Origin of the sequence: Achromobacter sp. ES-001 (genome assembly GCF_019448355.1) — a bacterium.
Taxonomy (GTDB): Bacteria; Pseudomonadota; Gammaproteobacteria; order Burkholderiales; family Burkholderiaceae_B; genus Achromobacter; species Achromobacter spanius_B.
Genome location: NZ_CP079940.1, coordinates 5,539,116 through 5,553,677, shown reverse-complemented (window position 1 = coordinate 5,553,677; position 14,562 = coordinate 5,539,116). Strand labels below are relative to the sequence as shown.

The 14,562-nt window shown below is 65.3% G+C and carries 13 protein-coding genes; 4 read left to right on the top strand and 9 right to left on the bottom strand.

Going from position 1 to position 14,562, the window contains the following annotated elements:
• Positions 1–39: 39 nt before the first annotated feature.
• Positions 40–861 carry a phosphatase PAP2 family protein gene (locus tag KYT87_RS25220; RefSeq protein ID WP_046805070.1) on the top strand — a complete coding sequence of 274 codons (822 nt, stop codon included), beginning with the start codon at positions 40–42 and terminating at the stop codon, positions 859–861.
• Here the strand turns inward: KYT87_RS25220 and KYT87_RS25215 are convergent.
• The 5 genes from KYT87_RS25215 to KYT87_RS25195 form a co-directional block, all read right to left on the bottom strand.
• On the bottom strand, positions 813–2,096 hold the full coding sequence (locus KYT87_RS25215; RefSeq protein WP_046805069.1) for a TRAP transporter large permease: 1,284 nt from the start codon (positions 2,094–2,096) through the stop codon (positions 813–815). The genes KYT87_RS25220 and KYT87_RS25215 overlap by 49 nt on opposite strands.
• Positions 2,087–2,650 (bottom strand): TRAP transporter small permease, encoded by a 564-nt coding sequence (locus KYT87_RS25210; RefSeq protein ID WP_219991130.1) that lies wholly within the window; start codon positions 2,648–2,650, stop codon positions 2,087–2,089. The genes KYT87_RS25215 and KYT87_RS25210 overlap by 10 nt, the downstream gene beginning before the upstream one ends.
• Before the next feature lie 7 nt (positions 2,651–2,657).
• Complete coding sequence (locus KYT87_RS25205; RefSeq protein ID WP_046805068.1) at positions 2,658–3,635, bottom strand: TRAP transporter substrate-binding protein; 978 nt, start codon at positions 3,633–3,635, stop codon at positions 2,658–2,660.
• Between the two features lie 111 nt (positions 3,636–3,746).
• Positions 3,747–4,631: an SMP-30/gluconolactonase/LRE family protein gene (locus KYT87_RS25200; RefSeq protein WP_219991129.1), complete on the bottom strand. Its 885-nt coding sequence runs from the start codon at positions 4,629–4,631 to the stop codon at positions 3,747–3,749.
• Between the two features lie 8 nt (positions 4,632–4,639).
• On the bottom strand, positions 4,640–5,488 hold the full coding sequence (locus tag KYT87_RS25195; RefSeq protein ID WP_219991128.1) for an NAD(P)-dependent oxidoreductase: 849 nt from the start codon (positions 5,486–5,488) through the stop codon (positions 4,640–4,642).
• A gap of 127 nt (positions 5,489–5,615) precedes the next feature.
• Between KYT87_RS25195 and KYT87_RS25190 the strand changes: the two genes are divergently transcribed.
• Positions 5,616–6,344 carry a FadR/GntR family transcriptional regulator gene (locus KYT87_RS25190; protein WP_046805065.1) on the top strand — a complete coding sequence of 243 codons (729 nt, stop codon included), beginning with the start codon at positions 5,616–5,618 and terminating at the stop codon, positions 6,342–6,344.
• 266 nt (positions 6,345–6,610) lie between these two features.
• Positions 6,611–8,506: an LTA synthase family protein gene (locus KYT87_RS25185; RefSeq protein ID WP_219991127.1), complete on the top strand. Its 1,896-nt coding sequence runs from the start codon at positions 6,611–6,613 to the stop codon at positions 8,504–8,506.
• A 159-nt stretch (positions 8,507–8,665) separates the two neighbouring features.
• Here KYT87_RS25185 and fahA read toward each other — a convergent pair whose 3' ends face one another.
• Entirely contained in the window at positions 8,666–9,985 is a 1,320-nt protein-coding gene (gene fahA, locus KYT87_RS25180) for a fumarylacetoacetase (RefSeq protein ID WP_219991126.1), read from the bottom strand.
• A 149-nt stretch (positions 9,986–10,134) separates the two neighbouring features.
• Positions 10,135–11,433, bottom strand: a complete 1,299-nt coding sequence (gene hmgA / locus KYT87_RS25175) for a homogentisate 1,2-dioxygenase (RefSeq protein ID WP_219991125.1) — start codon at positions 11,431–11,433, stop codon at positions 10,135–10,137.
• 163 nt (positions 11,434–11,596) lie between these two features.
• Here hmgA and KYT87_RS25170 point away from each other — a divergent pair, with 163 nt between their 5' ends.
• Positions 11,597–12,511, top strand: a complete 915-nt coding sequence (locus KYT87_RS25170) for a LysR family transcriptional regulator (protein ID WP_046805061.1) — start codon at positions 11,597–11,599, stop codon at positions 12,509–12,511.
• Between the two features lie 40 nt (positions 12,512–12,551).
• Here KYT87_RS25170 and KYT87_RS25165 read toward each other — a convergent pair whose 3' ends face one another.
• Both KYT87_RS25165 and KYT87_RS25160 read right to left on the bottom strand, forming a co-directional pair.
• Positions 12,552–12,752, bottom strand: coding sequence for a DUF2783 domain-containing protein (locus KYT87_RS25165; RefSeq protein ID WP_046805060.1), 201 nt, complete (start codon positions 12,750–12,752; stop codon positions 12,552–12,554).
• A 19-nt stretch (positions 12,753–12,771) separates the two neighbouring features.
• Positions 12,772–14,451, bottom strand: a complete 1,680-nt coding sequence (locus KYT87_RS25160; RefSeq protein ID WP_219991124.1) for an FAD-dependent oxidoreductase — start codon at positions 14,449–14,451, stop codon at positions 12,772–12,774.
• Positions 14,452–14,562: the final 111 nt, after the last annotated feature.

The following is a 14,562-nucleotide window of genomic DNA, read 5'->3' as shown; positions in this document are numbered from 1 at the left end:
CTCAGCGATTCCCCGAACCGTCCCCTGGTCCTTGCCACCATGCCGTCCCCACCGCTGTTCCCGGCGCGTGCGCCCACGCTTGCCTGGTATTTGTGCAGCCAACTGATCGGCGTGACGTTGGCCTTGGCGGCCGCCGCCTGGTGGACCAACGTGTCGGGACTGGATCTGCGCATTGCGCATGCGCTGTTCAGCCCGGTGCTGAACGATTTCCCCCTACACACCAACCGATTGCTGGAAATGCTGGGCCATCGCCTGGTGCTGGTGCTGCCCATCGGCGTGGCCCTGGCCGCTGTCGGTGTGGTCGCCGCCAGCTTTCGCGTGCCGGCGTGGCGACAGTGGCGCGGCGCCGCGCTGGCGCTGGCGGCCACATGCCTGGTCGGACAGGTACTGGTCAATCAACTCAAGCACCACACGACGCTGCCGCGTCCTTACGACCTGGAGACGTTGGGCGGCTACACGCCGTATCCGCTGCACTGGTGGACGTGGGTACGCGCCAGGGCGGGCGGCGCCTTGCCCAGCGGCCATGCGGGCGCGGGGTATTCGATGTTGACCCTGTACTTTTTCGGCTGGGCGCTGAAACGGCCTGCATGGCGTTGGTGGGGCCTGGCGATGGGCGTGTCGGCCGGCGTGCTGTTTTCAGTGGTGCGCATTTTGCAGGGCGCGCATTTCCTGAGCCAGACGCTGTGGTCGGCGACCCTGCTGTGGTTTCTGGCCGCGCTGTTCTTCATGCCGCTGATCGTCAGGCGGCATGCCGGCGGCCGGGCCGATGCGGAACGGCCCGGTCCATCCGGCCCGTCCCGCTTGTCGCGCGATCAGTTAAGCAATACGCCCGGCAGCCACAGCGAGAACGCGGGCACGTAGGTCACCAGCGCCAGCGCGGCCAGCAGCGCGCCATAGAACGGCCAGATCGTTCGCATGACCGTCCCCACCGATACCCCGCCGATGGCGCAACCCACAAACTGCGTGGTGCCCACCGGTGGCGTGTTCAAGCCCAGCGCGCAGTTCAGCAACATGACGATGCCGAACTGAACCGGCCCCATGCCGTACTGCATGCAGATCGGCAGGAAAATGGGCGTGCAGATCAGGATGGTGGCGGCCATGTCCAGGAACGTGCCCAGCACGAACAGGATGATGTTGACCATCAGGAAGATGGCCCACGGGCTGGTCGATATCGAGGCCATCAACTCGCCGGTTTTTTCGGCCACGCCGTAAAAGCTGATCAGATAGCCGAAAGTGGCCGAAATGCCGATCAGCAGCAACACCACGCCCGTCGTCTTCACCGCCTTGCTGGCCGCGCGCACGAACTGGTCCCAGGTCAACGAGCGATACACGAACACCGTCAGCGCCAACGCGTACAACACCGCCACCGCGGCCGATTCCGTCGCGGTGAACACGCCGCTGAGAATGCCGGTGATGATCAGCACCACCACGAATAGCCCCGGTGTGGCGGCCACCAGCGAGCGCAACACGATGTGCCAGCCGGGGAAGGTGCCCGCCGGATAGCCCCGGCTGCGTGCCACGAAATACGCGGCGGCCAGGTTGCACAGCGTCAGGATCAACGCGGGCACGACACCGGCGGCAATCAGCGCGGCAATGGATACTTTGCCGCCCGCCGCCAAGGTGTAGATGATGATGTTGTGGCTGGTCGGCATCAGCGCGCCCACCAGCGCCGCGTGCGTGGTGACGTTGACCGCGTAGTCGGCGTGATAGCCCTCGCGCTTCATCATCGGGATCATCACCGACCCCATGGCCGACACGTCCGCCACCGGCGAGCCCGACACGCCGCCGAACAGCGTGCAAGCCACCACGTTGGACATGCCCAGCCCGCCGCGCACATGCCCCACCAGCGACTTGGCGAAGTTGACGATGCGGTCGGCGATGCCGCCATACAGCATCAGCTCGCCCGTGAAGATGAAAAAGGGAATGGCCAGGAACGAGAACGCGTTCATGCCCGAGGTCATCTGCTGGAACGCCACGGCCAGCGGCAGGTCCTCGACCATGATCGCGGTGATGGACGACAGGCCGATAGCGAAGGCCACCGGCACGCCGATCACCAAAAAGCCCATGAACGTAAACGAAAGCAGTGTCAGCGCCATGCCGGTACCACCTTATGGTTGCGCAGGATCGCGATGATGTGCTCCAGCGAAAAGAGCGCGATCAAGGTGCCCGACAGGGTTGCGGGGATGTACTTCCAGGCGTTCGAGATGCCCAGGTTGGGGATCTTGTAGGCGTGTACCGATTCCGCCAGCACGCCGCAGTTCCAGGCCATCAGCACGCCGAACAGCAGCACCAGCAGGTGGATGAAGATGCGCAAGCGCCGCTGCCCGCCGGCAGGCAGCGCTTCCAGCAGCGACTCGAAGCCGATATGGCCCGCATCGCGCACGCCAACCGCCGCGCCCAGCATGGTGACGTACAGCACCAGCAGCAGCGCCAGGCTTTCGGCCCAGGTGGGCGTGCTGTTGAGCACGTGGCGGCCGAAGATTTGCAAGCTGACCGCGATGATCAGGCAGACCAGCCCGAACACGCTGGTCCACATGCAGGCTCGCGCCAGCAGGGCGCAGCCGCGCGTGTAGGCGTCCAGCGGGCCGGCCAGGGCTTGCGCCCGGCCCACCGCTGCTACACCGGTTTCATTCGTGGGTGTGACCAACATGTCGCCCTCACTGGACAGCCTGGATCTTCGCGACCAGGTCTTTCATTTCTGGCGTGGTGACAAAGCGGTCGTACACCGGCTTCATCGCGCCCTGGAAAGACGCCTTGTCCACGTCCACGATCTGCGAACCCGCCTTCTCGACGATGGCGCGCGACTTTTGTTCGCGTTCGTCCCACAGCTTGCGCATGAAGGGCACCGATTCGCGCGCGGCCTCGCGCAGGATCTTCTGGTCTTCGGGCGCCAGCTTGTCCCACTGGCGCTTGGAGAAGATCAGGATCTCCGGCGTCATGGTGTGCTCGGTCAGCGCGTAGTACTTCGCCACTTCGTAGTGATGCGCGCTTTCGTAGCTGGGGAAGTTGTTTTCGGCGGCGTCCACCAGACCCGTCTTCAACGACGTATAGACCTCGCCCATCGGCATGGGCGTAGCGTTGGCGCCCATGGCCTCGACCATGGCGACGGACAAGTCCGACTGCTGCACGCGGATCTTCATGCCCTTGGCGTCGGCCAGCGTCTTGACGGGCTTGTTGCGCGTGTACATCGAACGCGAGCCGCTGTCGTACCAGGCCAGCCCGACAAAGCCGGCCGCCTCGCAAGACCGCAGGATCTGATCGCCGATCTCGCTGTCCAGCACCTTGTGCAGATGTTCTTTTGAACGGAACAGGAACGGCAGCGACGGCACGCGCGTGGTCTGGCAGATGTTGTGCATGGCGGCGCTGGACACGCGCGCCATGGCCAGCGCGCCCAGCTTGACCTGTTCGATCGAATCGTCTTCGTTGCCCAGCGCGCCACCCGCATAGACCTTGACGGTGATGCGGCCGTTGGTGCGTTGCTTGACCAGTTCGCCGAACTGGCGCACGGCTTGTACGGTGGGATAGTCGTCGGGATGGATGTCGGCTGATCGCAGCTCGGCCGCGTTGGCCAGGGGAACAAGGGTCAGCAAGGCAGCCGCCGCCAGGATGGCGCGGGTCAGGGTGGGGCGCAGCATGTCTACCTCCGGTTGGAGTACGGCGTTTCGTTATGGGCCAGGACGGCCTCGAAGCTCTTCGTGTACAGACCTACGTTGCGTGGGGCGCGTTAATGCCGCCCCGGTCGGGTGCTAGCCGGCGCTTGCGGTTTCCTCCAGGCCCCGCGCGCCGGGGCGCAGGGCAAACACGGCGCCGTCCAGCGCGCCGGGGGCGCCGTCGGCAGGGCGTATCGACGTGATGAAAAGGGTGTCCATGCCCGCGCCGCCAAAGGCGCACATGGCGACCTTGCGAGCGGGAACGGTGTAGGTCTGGTCCAGCCGGCCGTCGGGCGTGTAGCGGTAGACGCGGCCGGCGTCGTTGCCGCAAATCCAGTAGCAGCCGTCGGCGTCGACCGCGGCGCCGTCGGGGCGGCCGGCGGGCAAGGCGGCGATGAACGGGCGGCGATTGTGGGGCGTGCCGCTGTCCACGTCGTAATCAAACGCCCACACCATGGCGCGCGACGGGTGCGAATCGGACAGGTACATCGTCTTGCCGTCCGGGCTGAATGCCAGGCCGTTGGGCACGATCAGGTCATCCACCAGCACGGTCAGGTCGCGCGCGCTGGCGCTATAGCGATACAGGCGGCCGGCCGCTAGCGCGCGGCCCATGTCCATCACCATCGTGCCCGCCACGAAGCGGCCTTGCCGATCGTTGCGGCCATCGTTAAAGCGCATGCCGGGCGCGGCGTGTGCCACCGGCGCGAGCAGGCGCGGGTGGCAAGGTGCGTCGGGCAGCAGCGCGTCGCATTCGTACACGCCGTCTTCCATCCCCAATAGCCAGCCCGCGCCGCGCATGGCGATGCAGCCCGCCATCCGCGGCAGCGCCCATTGCGCGAATTCGCCGCTGGCGGGGGACCAGCGCCACAGCGTTTTGTGGGGAATGTCGGTCCAGGTGTAGGTCTGGTCGCTGGCGCGCCAGACCGGGCTTTCTCCGACGCCGCACAGCATGTCTCCAACGCGTTCGGCGATTGCGGGCATGGGGGCGCCTACTTGGTGGAAACCGGGGGGAAGGGGAACGGGCCGGCCTTGACGAACGCGCCGCCCTGGTAGCGCGCAACCGGATCGTCGGCGGCCAGTGGCGGCTGCGCTTCGACCTGCGCACGGAAGACCTCGGAGGAATCCTTGGGCACAAAGCCCAGCACCTTTGCGGCGTCGTCGCGCCACCAGCTGTCTCGGTTGGCGGACGCGCCATAGACGATCAAGTGCCCGACGTCGGGCGTGAACAGCGCGCGCGTGACCAGGTCGGTCAGGTCGTCGTAGCTGAGCCAGGTAACCAGCATGCGGCGGTCTTTGGGTTCGGGGAACGACGAACCGATGCGCAGGCACACGGTTTCGATGCCGTAGCGGTCGAAGTAAAAGCGCGACAGATGTTCGCCATAGGCTTTGGACAGGCCGTAATAGCCGTCGGGCCGCAGCGGCACGTTGGCGTCCAGTTGCTGGCCCTGTTCGTAAAAGCCGATGACATGGTTCGAGCTGGCGAACACCACGCGCCGCACGCCGTGCACGCGGGCGGCCTCGTACAGGTTGTAGACGCCCTGGATGTTGGCCGGAAGAATGTGTTCGAACGGGCGTTCAACCGATACACCGCCCAGGTGCACGATGGCATCCACGCCCTGCACCAGCGACGACACGGCGGCGGCGTCGGCCAGATCGCACGGGACGGCTTCTTCGCCATCGCCCGCGGCGGCCATGGGCGCCACGTCGGATATGCGCAGCAGGTCGGTGAATGCTTTGAGTCGGGGACGGAGCACTTGTCCCAGGCCCCCGGCGGCGCCGGTGAGTAATAGACGCTGGCAGCGGGTGGTCGCTGGCGGCGGGTTGACGGTTCTGCTCATGTCGCAACGCTCGGTAGAAGGTGCGGAGTGGGAACGTATCTGGTACGTTGTCGTACAACTTGCGCAAAGTATAATTAGCCGCAAATTTCAGCGTCAAGCCTTTGTACTCATTTTCGGATTAACCCTGATGAACGCTCCTGTCGATACTCCTGTCTTGCCGCAGCGTCGTCCCCGGAATCTGGCTCAAGGCTTGGTCGAGAGCATTTCCGAACGCATACGCAGTGGCGAAATCCGCCCTGGCGACAAGCTGCCCACCGAATCAGAGATCATGCGTCAGTTTGGCGTCAGCCGAACCGTTGTGCGCGAAGCGCTGTCGCGCTTGCAGGCATCGGGCCTGGTCGAAACGCATCATGGCGTGGGCACGTATGCGCTGGAGCCCAGTGGCAGCGTCGACTTCCGGGTGGACCCGGCCGACATCGCCACGGTGCGCGATGTGCTGGTGCTGCTAGAGCTGCGTATTTGCCTGGAAAGCGAGGCCGCGGGCCTTGCCGCCATTCGGCGCAGCGACGTGCAGTTGCAGGAAATGCGGCGCGCGCTTGACCTGTTCAAAGCCGCGCTGGACGTTGGCGGCGACACGATCACGCCCGACTTCCAGTTCCATCTGCTGGTGGCGCAGTCCACCGACAACCGTTATTTCGCCGACCTGATGTCGCACCTGGGGTCGGCGATCATTCCACGCACCCGCATCAATTCGGCCAAGTTCGCGCACGAAGACCGCGCGGCCTATCTGGCCCGCGTCAACCTGGAACACGAAGACATCTACAGCGCGATCATGCGCCAGGATGCCGAAGCCGCGCGCGCGGCGATGCGCACGCACCTGAGCAACAGCCGCGAACGCCTGCGCCGCGCCCAGTAGACAGATACGTACCCGACCAGCCCGTACGGGAAGCCGACCGCGCGACGTAGCGCGAAATACGATGTCGTACAACGTTTAAGCGATTGCCGGCCATTGCCGGCCGTCGCGAACCGTTGCGAATCTCCCGGCCGTGTACCCAAAACCGCGTTAATCTTTGCCCGTTTTCATTTCGGACTACGAGACGGCATGGCTTTGCTCGGCATCAACAGCGGCATTCTTTCATCACCGGTGGCGAACGCGCTTCGCCTCTTGCGGAGGGCCGCCGTATGCGTCGCCTGACACTTCGATTCATCCTGGCCGTCCTGGTGCTGCTGACTTTGTCGCGGCTGGGGCTGTCATTCTGGATGTGGGACCGCGTGCAAGCGGCCGGCGGCTTGGGGCCGGTATTGCTGGGCGGGCTGCGCATCGACGTCTGCCTGTTGTCCATGGTCATTGCGTTGCCCGCGGTGCTGTCGCCGTGGTTTGGGCATCGCCCGCTGGCCGCGACGATTACCGCGTGGTGGTTCCGCGTCTGGTGGATGCTGTATGTGCTGCTGGAAGTGTCCACGCCGCAGTTCATCGCGGAATACGACACGCGGCCGAACCGGCTTTACTTCATTTACCTGCTCAATCCCAAGGAAGTGGGGTCGATGCTGTGGCAGGGCTACAAGGGCGTGCTGCTGGCGGCATTTGTGGTGCTGGTGGTGGCGGCATGGCTGGCGTTCAAGCTGTTTCCGACGCGTTCGCGCGATGGATTCATGGCGTGGTGGAAGCGGCCGATTGCGTCCTTCGTGATCCTGGCGCTGGTGGTGCTGGGCGCGCGCGGCACGCTCGAACACCGGCCCATCAACCCGGCCAAGGTGGCGTTCAGTTCAGATTCCATGGTCAACGCGTTGGCGCTGAATTCGCTGTACAGCGTGTTCGACGCGGCCTATCGCATGCGCGACGAACGCTCGTCGGCCGCGATGTATCCACGGATGCCGGTGGACCAGATGAACGCCATCGTGCGCGCGAAAGCCGGCCTGACCGGGGCGCCGCTGGATGCGCGCTATCCCAGCCTGCACGAACAAAAAGCCACGGTGCGGCGCGACAAGCCGCTGAACGTGGTGATCATCTTGCAGGAAAGCCTGGGCGCGCAGTACGTGGGCAGCCTGGGCGGGCGCGACCTGACACCCAATATCGACCGCCTGTCCAAGGAAGGCTGGATGTTTCATCGCGCCTACGCCACCGGCACGCGCTCGGTGCGCGGCATCGAAGCGGTAACGGCGGGCTTCCTGCCCAGCGTGGCTGACGCGGTGGTCAAGCTGCCACGTTCGCAAACCGGCTTCTTCACGCTGGCGCAGGTGCTGGGCAAGCACGGCTACCACTCGCGCTTCGTGTATGGCGGCGAGTCGCACTTTGACAATATGCGCGCGTTCTTCCTGGGCAACGGCTTTGATGAAGTGGTGGACCGGCCCAAGTTCGTGAACCCGGTGTTCGAAGGGTCATGGGGCGCGTCCGACGAAGACATGTTCAATCAGGTTGACCGCCTGCTGCGCGCGGATGGCGATAAGCCGGTCTTCACGCTGGCGTTTTCGGTGTCGAACCATTCGCCGTGGGAATACCCCGAAGGTCGCATCAAGCCGGTGGGCGACCCGGCCACGGTGGATAACACGGTGCGATACGCCGACTGGGCGTTGGGGCAGTTCTTTGAAAAGGCAAAGCAGGCGCCGTACTGGGACAACACCGTGTTCCTGGTGATTGCCGATCACGATTCGCGCGTGTATGGGTCGATACCGGTGCCGGTACGCCACTTCCAGATCCCCGCGCTGTTCCTGGGCGCCGGCATCGCGCCGCGCCAGGACGAACGCCTGGTCAGCCAGATCGACATGGCGCCCACGCTGCTGTCGTTGATCGGGCTGGACAACGTCAACCCGATGCTGGGCGCCGACCTGACGCAGCGCGATCCGAACCGCGCAATGATGCAGTACGCCGACAACTTCGGCTATTTGCAAGGTGACAAGCTGCTGGTGCTGGAGCCACAGAAAGCGCCGCGCGAATTCCGATACGAAGCCGCGCCGGTGGGCAAGGACGAAGTCTATGCGCCCGTCGAGCCCGCGGACCCGGCCTTGACCGAAGAAGCGCTGGCGCATGCGTTGTGGGCAAGCTGGGTTTACCGCGAAGAAAAATACCGGCTGCCTTGATGGCGCGTTGAAGCCCTGATGCCTGGGCAACGACGGCATGAAATAACGAAAGGCCGCCCGGTAAACGAAGCGGCCTTTCTTGTTTTTGACGATGTGCCCCGCGCGGCGCAGCGCGCGCGTGATCGCTTGCGCCGCGCGGGGTTTGCGTCGGAGTTTGCTTTACAGCTTGGCCGGCAACACCACGCCGGAGGCTTCGCCGAAACCGATCTTCGGATAGCCCGCCTTCTGGCATGCGGCGCGCATGATGATCTGGTCGCCGTCTTGCAGGAACGTGCGCTTTTCGCCCCAGGGCAGGTCGATCGGCGTCTTGCCGCCTTGGCTCAATTCCAGCAGCGAACCGGCTTCCGACGGCTGCGGCCCGGACAGCGTGCCCGTGCCCAACATGTCGCCCGGTTGCAGGTTGCAGCCGTTCACCGTGTGGTGCGTGATCAGCTGCGCCACGTTCCAGTAGGCGTCGCGGAAGTTGCTGCGCGACAGCGTGACCGGCGGCGCCTTGGCCTCACGCGACTGCGCGGTGGTCATCAGCACTTCCAGCTGCACGTCGTAGGCGCCCTTGGCGCGGTTCGCGTCCGAGGCCAGATACGGCATCGGCTGCGGTTCAGCCGGGCCACGGTTGTACTGCGTGCGGAAGGGCTCCAGCGCTTCCATCGTGACGATCCACGGCGAAATCGTTGATGCGAAGTTCTTTGACAGGAAGGGGCCCAGCGGCTGGTATTCCCAAGCCTGGATGTCGCGCGCGGACCAGTCGTTCAGGATGCACAGGCCGAAGACGTGCTGGTCGGCGTCGGCCAGGTCGATGCGGTCGCCCTGGGTGTTGCCGGTGCCCACGAAGATGCCCAGCTCAAGCTCGTAGTCCAGGCGGGCGCACGGGCCGAACTGCGGCGTGTCGCCTTCGTTGGCCGGGCGGGTCTGGCCCACGGGGCGCGGAAACTTCTGGTCGACGCCGATGCTGGATGCGCGGCCGTGGTAGCCGATGGGCACCCACTTGTAGTTGGGCAGCAGCGGGTTGTCGGGGCGGAATTGCTTGCCGATGGCGGTGGCGTGGTGCACCGAGATGTAGAAGTCGGTGTAGTCGCCGATGCGCGCGGGCGTGGTGTGCTCGGCGTCGGCTTGCGGCACCAGCAGCGGTTCGACGGTGGCGCGCAGCGCGGCGCCGTCGCGCAAGGCACGCGACAGCGCCAGGCGCAGGGCGCTCCAGTGGGCGTGGCCCAACGCCATCAACGCATTCAGGCTGTCGCTGTTGCAGGCGGCCAGGGCGTCGGCGGCCAGGCCTTCAAATGGCTTCTGTGCGGCCAGCGCGGCCAGGTCCAGGATTTGGTCGCCAATGGCCACGCCGGGGCGGAACGATTCGTTCGTGCCCTTGCGGCGGAAGGTGCCATAGGGCAGGTTCTGCACCGGAAAATCGGACGTGCCGGTGTTGGCGCTGGCAACCCAGCTTTTCAAGGACGGGTCGTGGGTTTCGTTGATGGTGGTGGTCATGGCTGCGTGTCTCGTTGATGTGTGTGTGGATGGCCGTAAACCGGAGGAACGCCGGCGGGTGTACGCCAAAAGCAAATGCCAAAATCAAATACCAAACGGCGATGCGCTTGCGCGCATCGCCGTGAGCGTGGATCAGCGGGGGGTCGCCGTCACGCCTTGTTCGGGTTGAAGTGCTTCACGATGCCCTGCCAGCAGCGGTAGTAGTCGTTCTGCAATTGCCCTGAGGCCAGCGCCTGCGCGGTCGGACGGATCACCCGGCGCGTTTCAAACATGAACGCCATCGTATCGCGGATGTAGTGCGCGCTGTGCGTATCGGCGTGCGAGGCTTTTTCAAACGTTTCGGCGTCGGGGCCGTGACCGCTCATGCAGTTGTGCAGGCTGGCGCCGCCGGGAGCAAAGCCTTCGGCCTTGGCGTCGTACACGCCCTGGATCAAGCCCATGAATTCGCTGGCGACGTTGCGGTGGAACCAGGGCGGGCGGAAGGTGTCTTCCATGGCCAGGATGCGCGGCGGGAAAATCGCGAAGTCCATGTTGGCCGTGCCCGGGGTGTCCGACGGCGCGGTCAGCACCGTGAAGATCGACGGGTCCGGATGGTCGAAGCTGATCGATCCGACCGCGTTGAAGTGGCGCAGGTCGTACTTGTACGGGGCGTGCGTGCCGTGCCAGGCCACTACGTCCAGCGGCGAATGGTCGATCGGGGCGCGCCAGAAACCGCCGGTGAATTTGGCGATCAGTTCGAAGTCGCCTTCGATGTCTTCGTACCAGGCCACGGGCGTCTTGAAGTCTCGGGCGTTGGCCAGGCAGTTAGAGCCAATCGGGCCAAGCTCGGGCAGGCGCAGCGCCGCGCCGAAGTTCTCAAGCATGTAGCCGCGCGCCTCGGCGTCCAGCAGCTCGACGCGAAAGCGCACGCCGCGCGGGATGACGGCAATTTCCAGTGGTTCCAGGTCGATCAGGCCCAGCTCGGTGGCCAGGCGCAGGCGGCCTCGTTGCGGCACCAGCAGCAGTTCGCCATCGGCGTTGTAGAAGTAGCGGCCTTGCATGGACTTGTTGGCCGCGTACAGGTGGATGGCGACGCCGCCCTGCTCGTCGGGGCCGCCGTTGCCGCCCCAGGTTTGCACCCCTTCCAGGAAGTCGGTCGGTGCATCGGGAATCGGCAACGGGCTCCAGCGCAGCTGGTTGGGCGTGACCGGGCCGTGGCCGAACGTGCTTTCCCAGCCGGCGGCGCCAGCAAACGGTTCAAACGGTTTGTGCTGCGCGCCCGGGCGAATGCGGTACAGCCACGAACGGCGGTTTTCATTGCGGGGGGCGGTGAAGGCGGTGCCGGACAGTTGTTCGGCATACAGGCCATACGGGCATTGCTGGGGCGAATTGCGCCCCACGGGCAGCGCGCCGGGCAAAGCCTCGGTGGCGCAATCGTTGCCGAACCCGGTCAGGTATTGCAGTTCCATGGAATCCTCCTGTGGCGGCGCGGTGCATGGCCGCGCGTTCGGTATGGGGTGCCGCCGTGCAAACCGGCGGCGATTCGTCATTGTCGGAAAAAACCCCCGATACGGCTACGGGAATGCAAAAATACAGACTATAAATTTTGTGAATAGTAGAAAGGGGGGCGGCATGGCCGAACTGCGCAACGTCGATTTGAATCTGCTGATCTTGTTTCAGCACTTGCTGGAAGATCGCAGCCTATCGGCCGTGGCGCGCCGCATGGACCTGACGCAGCCCGCCGTCAGCAACGCCCTGCGCCGCTTGCGCGACGCCTTTGGCGATGAGTTGTTCGTGCGTACCGGCCAGGGCATGCTGCCCACGCCGCGCGCGCAGCGGCTGGCCGGCCCGGTCAGCGAGGCGCTGACCATGCTGACGCAGGCGTTGCAAGACCAGGACGTGTTCGATGCCGCCACCAGCAGCCGTCGCTTTCGCGTGGCGATGACGGACGTGGGCGAAATCCACTTCATGCCGCGCCTGATGGAAGTCTGCGTGCAGGTGGCGCCGCAGGTGCGCATCGACTCCGTGCGGGTCCAGGGGCCGGACCTGCCGCGCGAGATGGAGTCCGGCCGTGTCGATCTGGCGATTGGCGCGTTCGATGAAATGGGCGCGGGCACATTGCAGCGCATGCTGTTTCGCCAGGGCTACGCCACCTTGTTCCGGCAAGCGCACCCGACGGCGCACGCGGGCATGGGCATCAAGGCATTTCGCGCCGAGCGCCACTTGATCGTGTCGCGCGCCGCGCCTTACGGGCAGGTGAACCAGTCGATGGAGCGCGCGGGCATCGTGCTGGCCGAGCACTTCAGCGTGCCGCATTTTTCGGCGGTGCCGTACATCGTCAGCGCAACGGATCTGCTGGCTACCGTTCCCGAAAAACTGGCCGCCAGCGCCGCGCCGCCTTTCGGGCTGCGCTTCATGACGCCGCCGGTGAAAGTGCCCGCGCTACAGACGAATCTCTATTGGCAACGCCGCGTTGACCGCGACAGCGGCAATCAGTGGCTGCGTGCGCTGATCGTGGATACGTTCGGCGTGGGCGGCGGGCGGTAGGGGGGACGTAGCCGCGCGCCGCCGCACGGGCGGCGCGCGGCTACGCGCGTTCCACTACCGACGCGCGGGCCTGCTGCAAGGCCTCGCGCAGCAGCGCCACGTCGCCCAGGTGGTTGGCCAACAGCAGGATCAGCGCCGCGTTCAGCTCCTGGCTTTGCTCGTTGCTCAGGTCGCGGTGCGTTTCGATCAGCGCTTCGTAGAAGTCGTCGGGCGAGCTCAGGTTGGTTTCGGTAATCAGCATGATGGGATGACCTCTTGTTTCACGCGTGGCCCGTGGCCCGCTTGACGGCGGCGGCGACCGCGTCGGCGTTGAAGGCGCGCCAGCGCGCGGCGATGTGCTGGTCGGGGCGGATCAGGTAAGCCGTGCCCGATTGCGCGTCGTAACGCTTGGCCAGGCAACCTTCCGCGTCCGTCACCACGGGCAGGTCGGCAGCCAGGCCCGAGCCATCGCATTGCGCATCCAGCACCAGCACCGTCTTGACGGGCACGGGGCCCATGCGCATCGCCAGCAACGCGCGCTGCGTGTCGTCGTCCGGCAGCGCGTTGCCGCAGAACACGGCCAGCACGAAGCCGCCATCCAGCTGCGCCAACCACCAGTCCTTGTCGCCGTGCTGCGTGACCGGCGCATCCAGCGCGACGGCGCCGGGCACCATGCGGCCCGCGAATGCGTCCGTGTCGGGCGTATTCAGCGGCGACGCGGCATACGTTGCGGGTAGGGACAAGCGGCCGCTATTGACCAGGGAACGGGCGAACGGATGCGTCTTGGCCAGGTTCAATACGGCATTGCGGAAGCTGCGGCTGATGTCGCTCTTGGGGGTGATGAAATCCGTGGCGCGCGACGAATTCAGGATGTTCTCGTCGGCCGCGTATTCGCGTTCAACGCTGTAGCTGTCGACCAGTGTGTCGGGGGCCAGGCCCGCCAGCACCAGCTTCAGTTTCCAGGCCAGGTTTTCGGCATCCTGCACGCCGCTGTTGGCGCCGCGCGCGCCAAAGGGCGAGACACGGTGCGCGGAGTCGCCCGCAAACACCACGCGCCCGTGGCGGAACTTGTCCATGCGTTCACACGCAAAGGTGTAGACGCTGACCCATTCCAGATCGAATTGCGCATCGGGCCCGAGCAGCGCGCGGATGCGCGGCAGCACGTTTTCCGGTTTGACGGCTTCGACGGGGTCGGCATTCCAGCCCAGTTGGAAATCGATGCGCCAGACGTTGTCCGGCTGGCGGTGCAGCAGTACGGACTGGTTCGGATGAAAGGGCGGATCGAACCAGAACCAGCGCTCGGTCGGGAAGTCGGCTTTCATCTTCACGTCGGCGATCAGGAAGCGGTCGCGGAAGATGCGGCCATGGCTTTCCTGGCCGATCAGTTTGCGCACGGGCGAACGCGCGCCGTCGCAGGCGACCAGCCAGTCGGCGTGCAGCGTGTAGGCGCCTTCGGGCGTGTCGATGGTCAGGGTGACGCCGTCGTCCGTCTGCGTGACGCCGGCGACTTTGTTTTTCCAGCGCAGGTCGATGTTCGGTTCCTGGCGGGCTTGTTCGTACAGATAACCTTCGGCGTAGTACTGCTGAAGGTTGATAAAGGCGGGGCGGCGATGGCCGGGTTCGGGCAAGAGGTCAAAGCGCCACACTTCCTGTTCACGGAAGAACACCTTGCCCACGTTCCACGACACGCCCTTGTCGATCATGCGCTGGCCAACGCCCAGACGGTCCCAGATTTCCAGCGTGCGCTTGGAAAAGCAGATGGCGCGCGACCCGGTGGACAATCGGTAATCGTCGTCCAGCACCACCACGCGCACGCCCTGGCGCGCCAGGTCCAGCGCGGTGGTCAGGCCGACCGGGCCGGCGCCCACCACCACTACCTGATGGCGGGGGGGCGTGCCGGCGCTTTGGTCGGCGTGCTTTTCATAGGCGAACTCCATCGCCTGAAAGTCGATGTCTCCCACGGTTGTCTCCTGTGTGGGTCATTTTGTTTTTATGCGCGTAGCCACGCGCCGCCTTGCGACGCGCGCCTTCGGTTCTTGCTGCAATCAATCGGGCCGGGGCTGCCGGCCCGC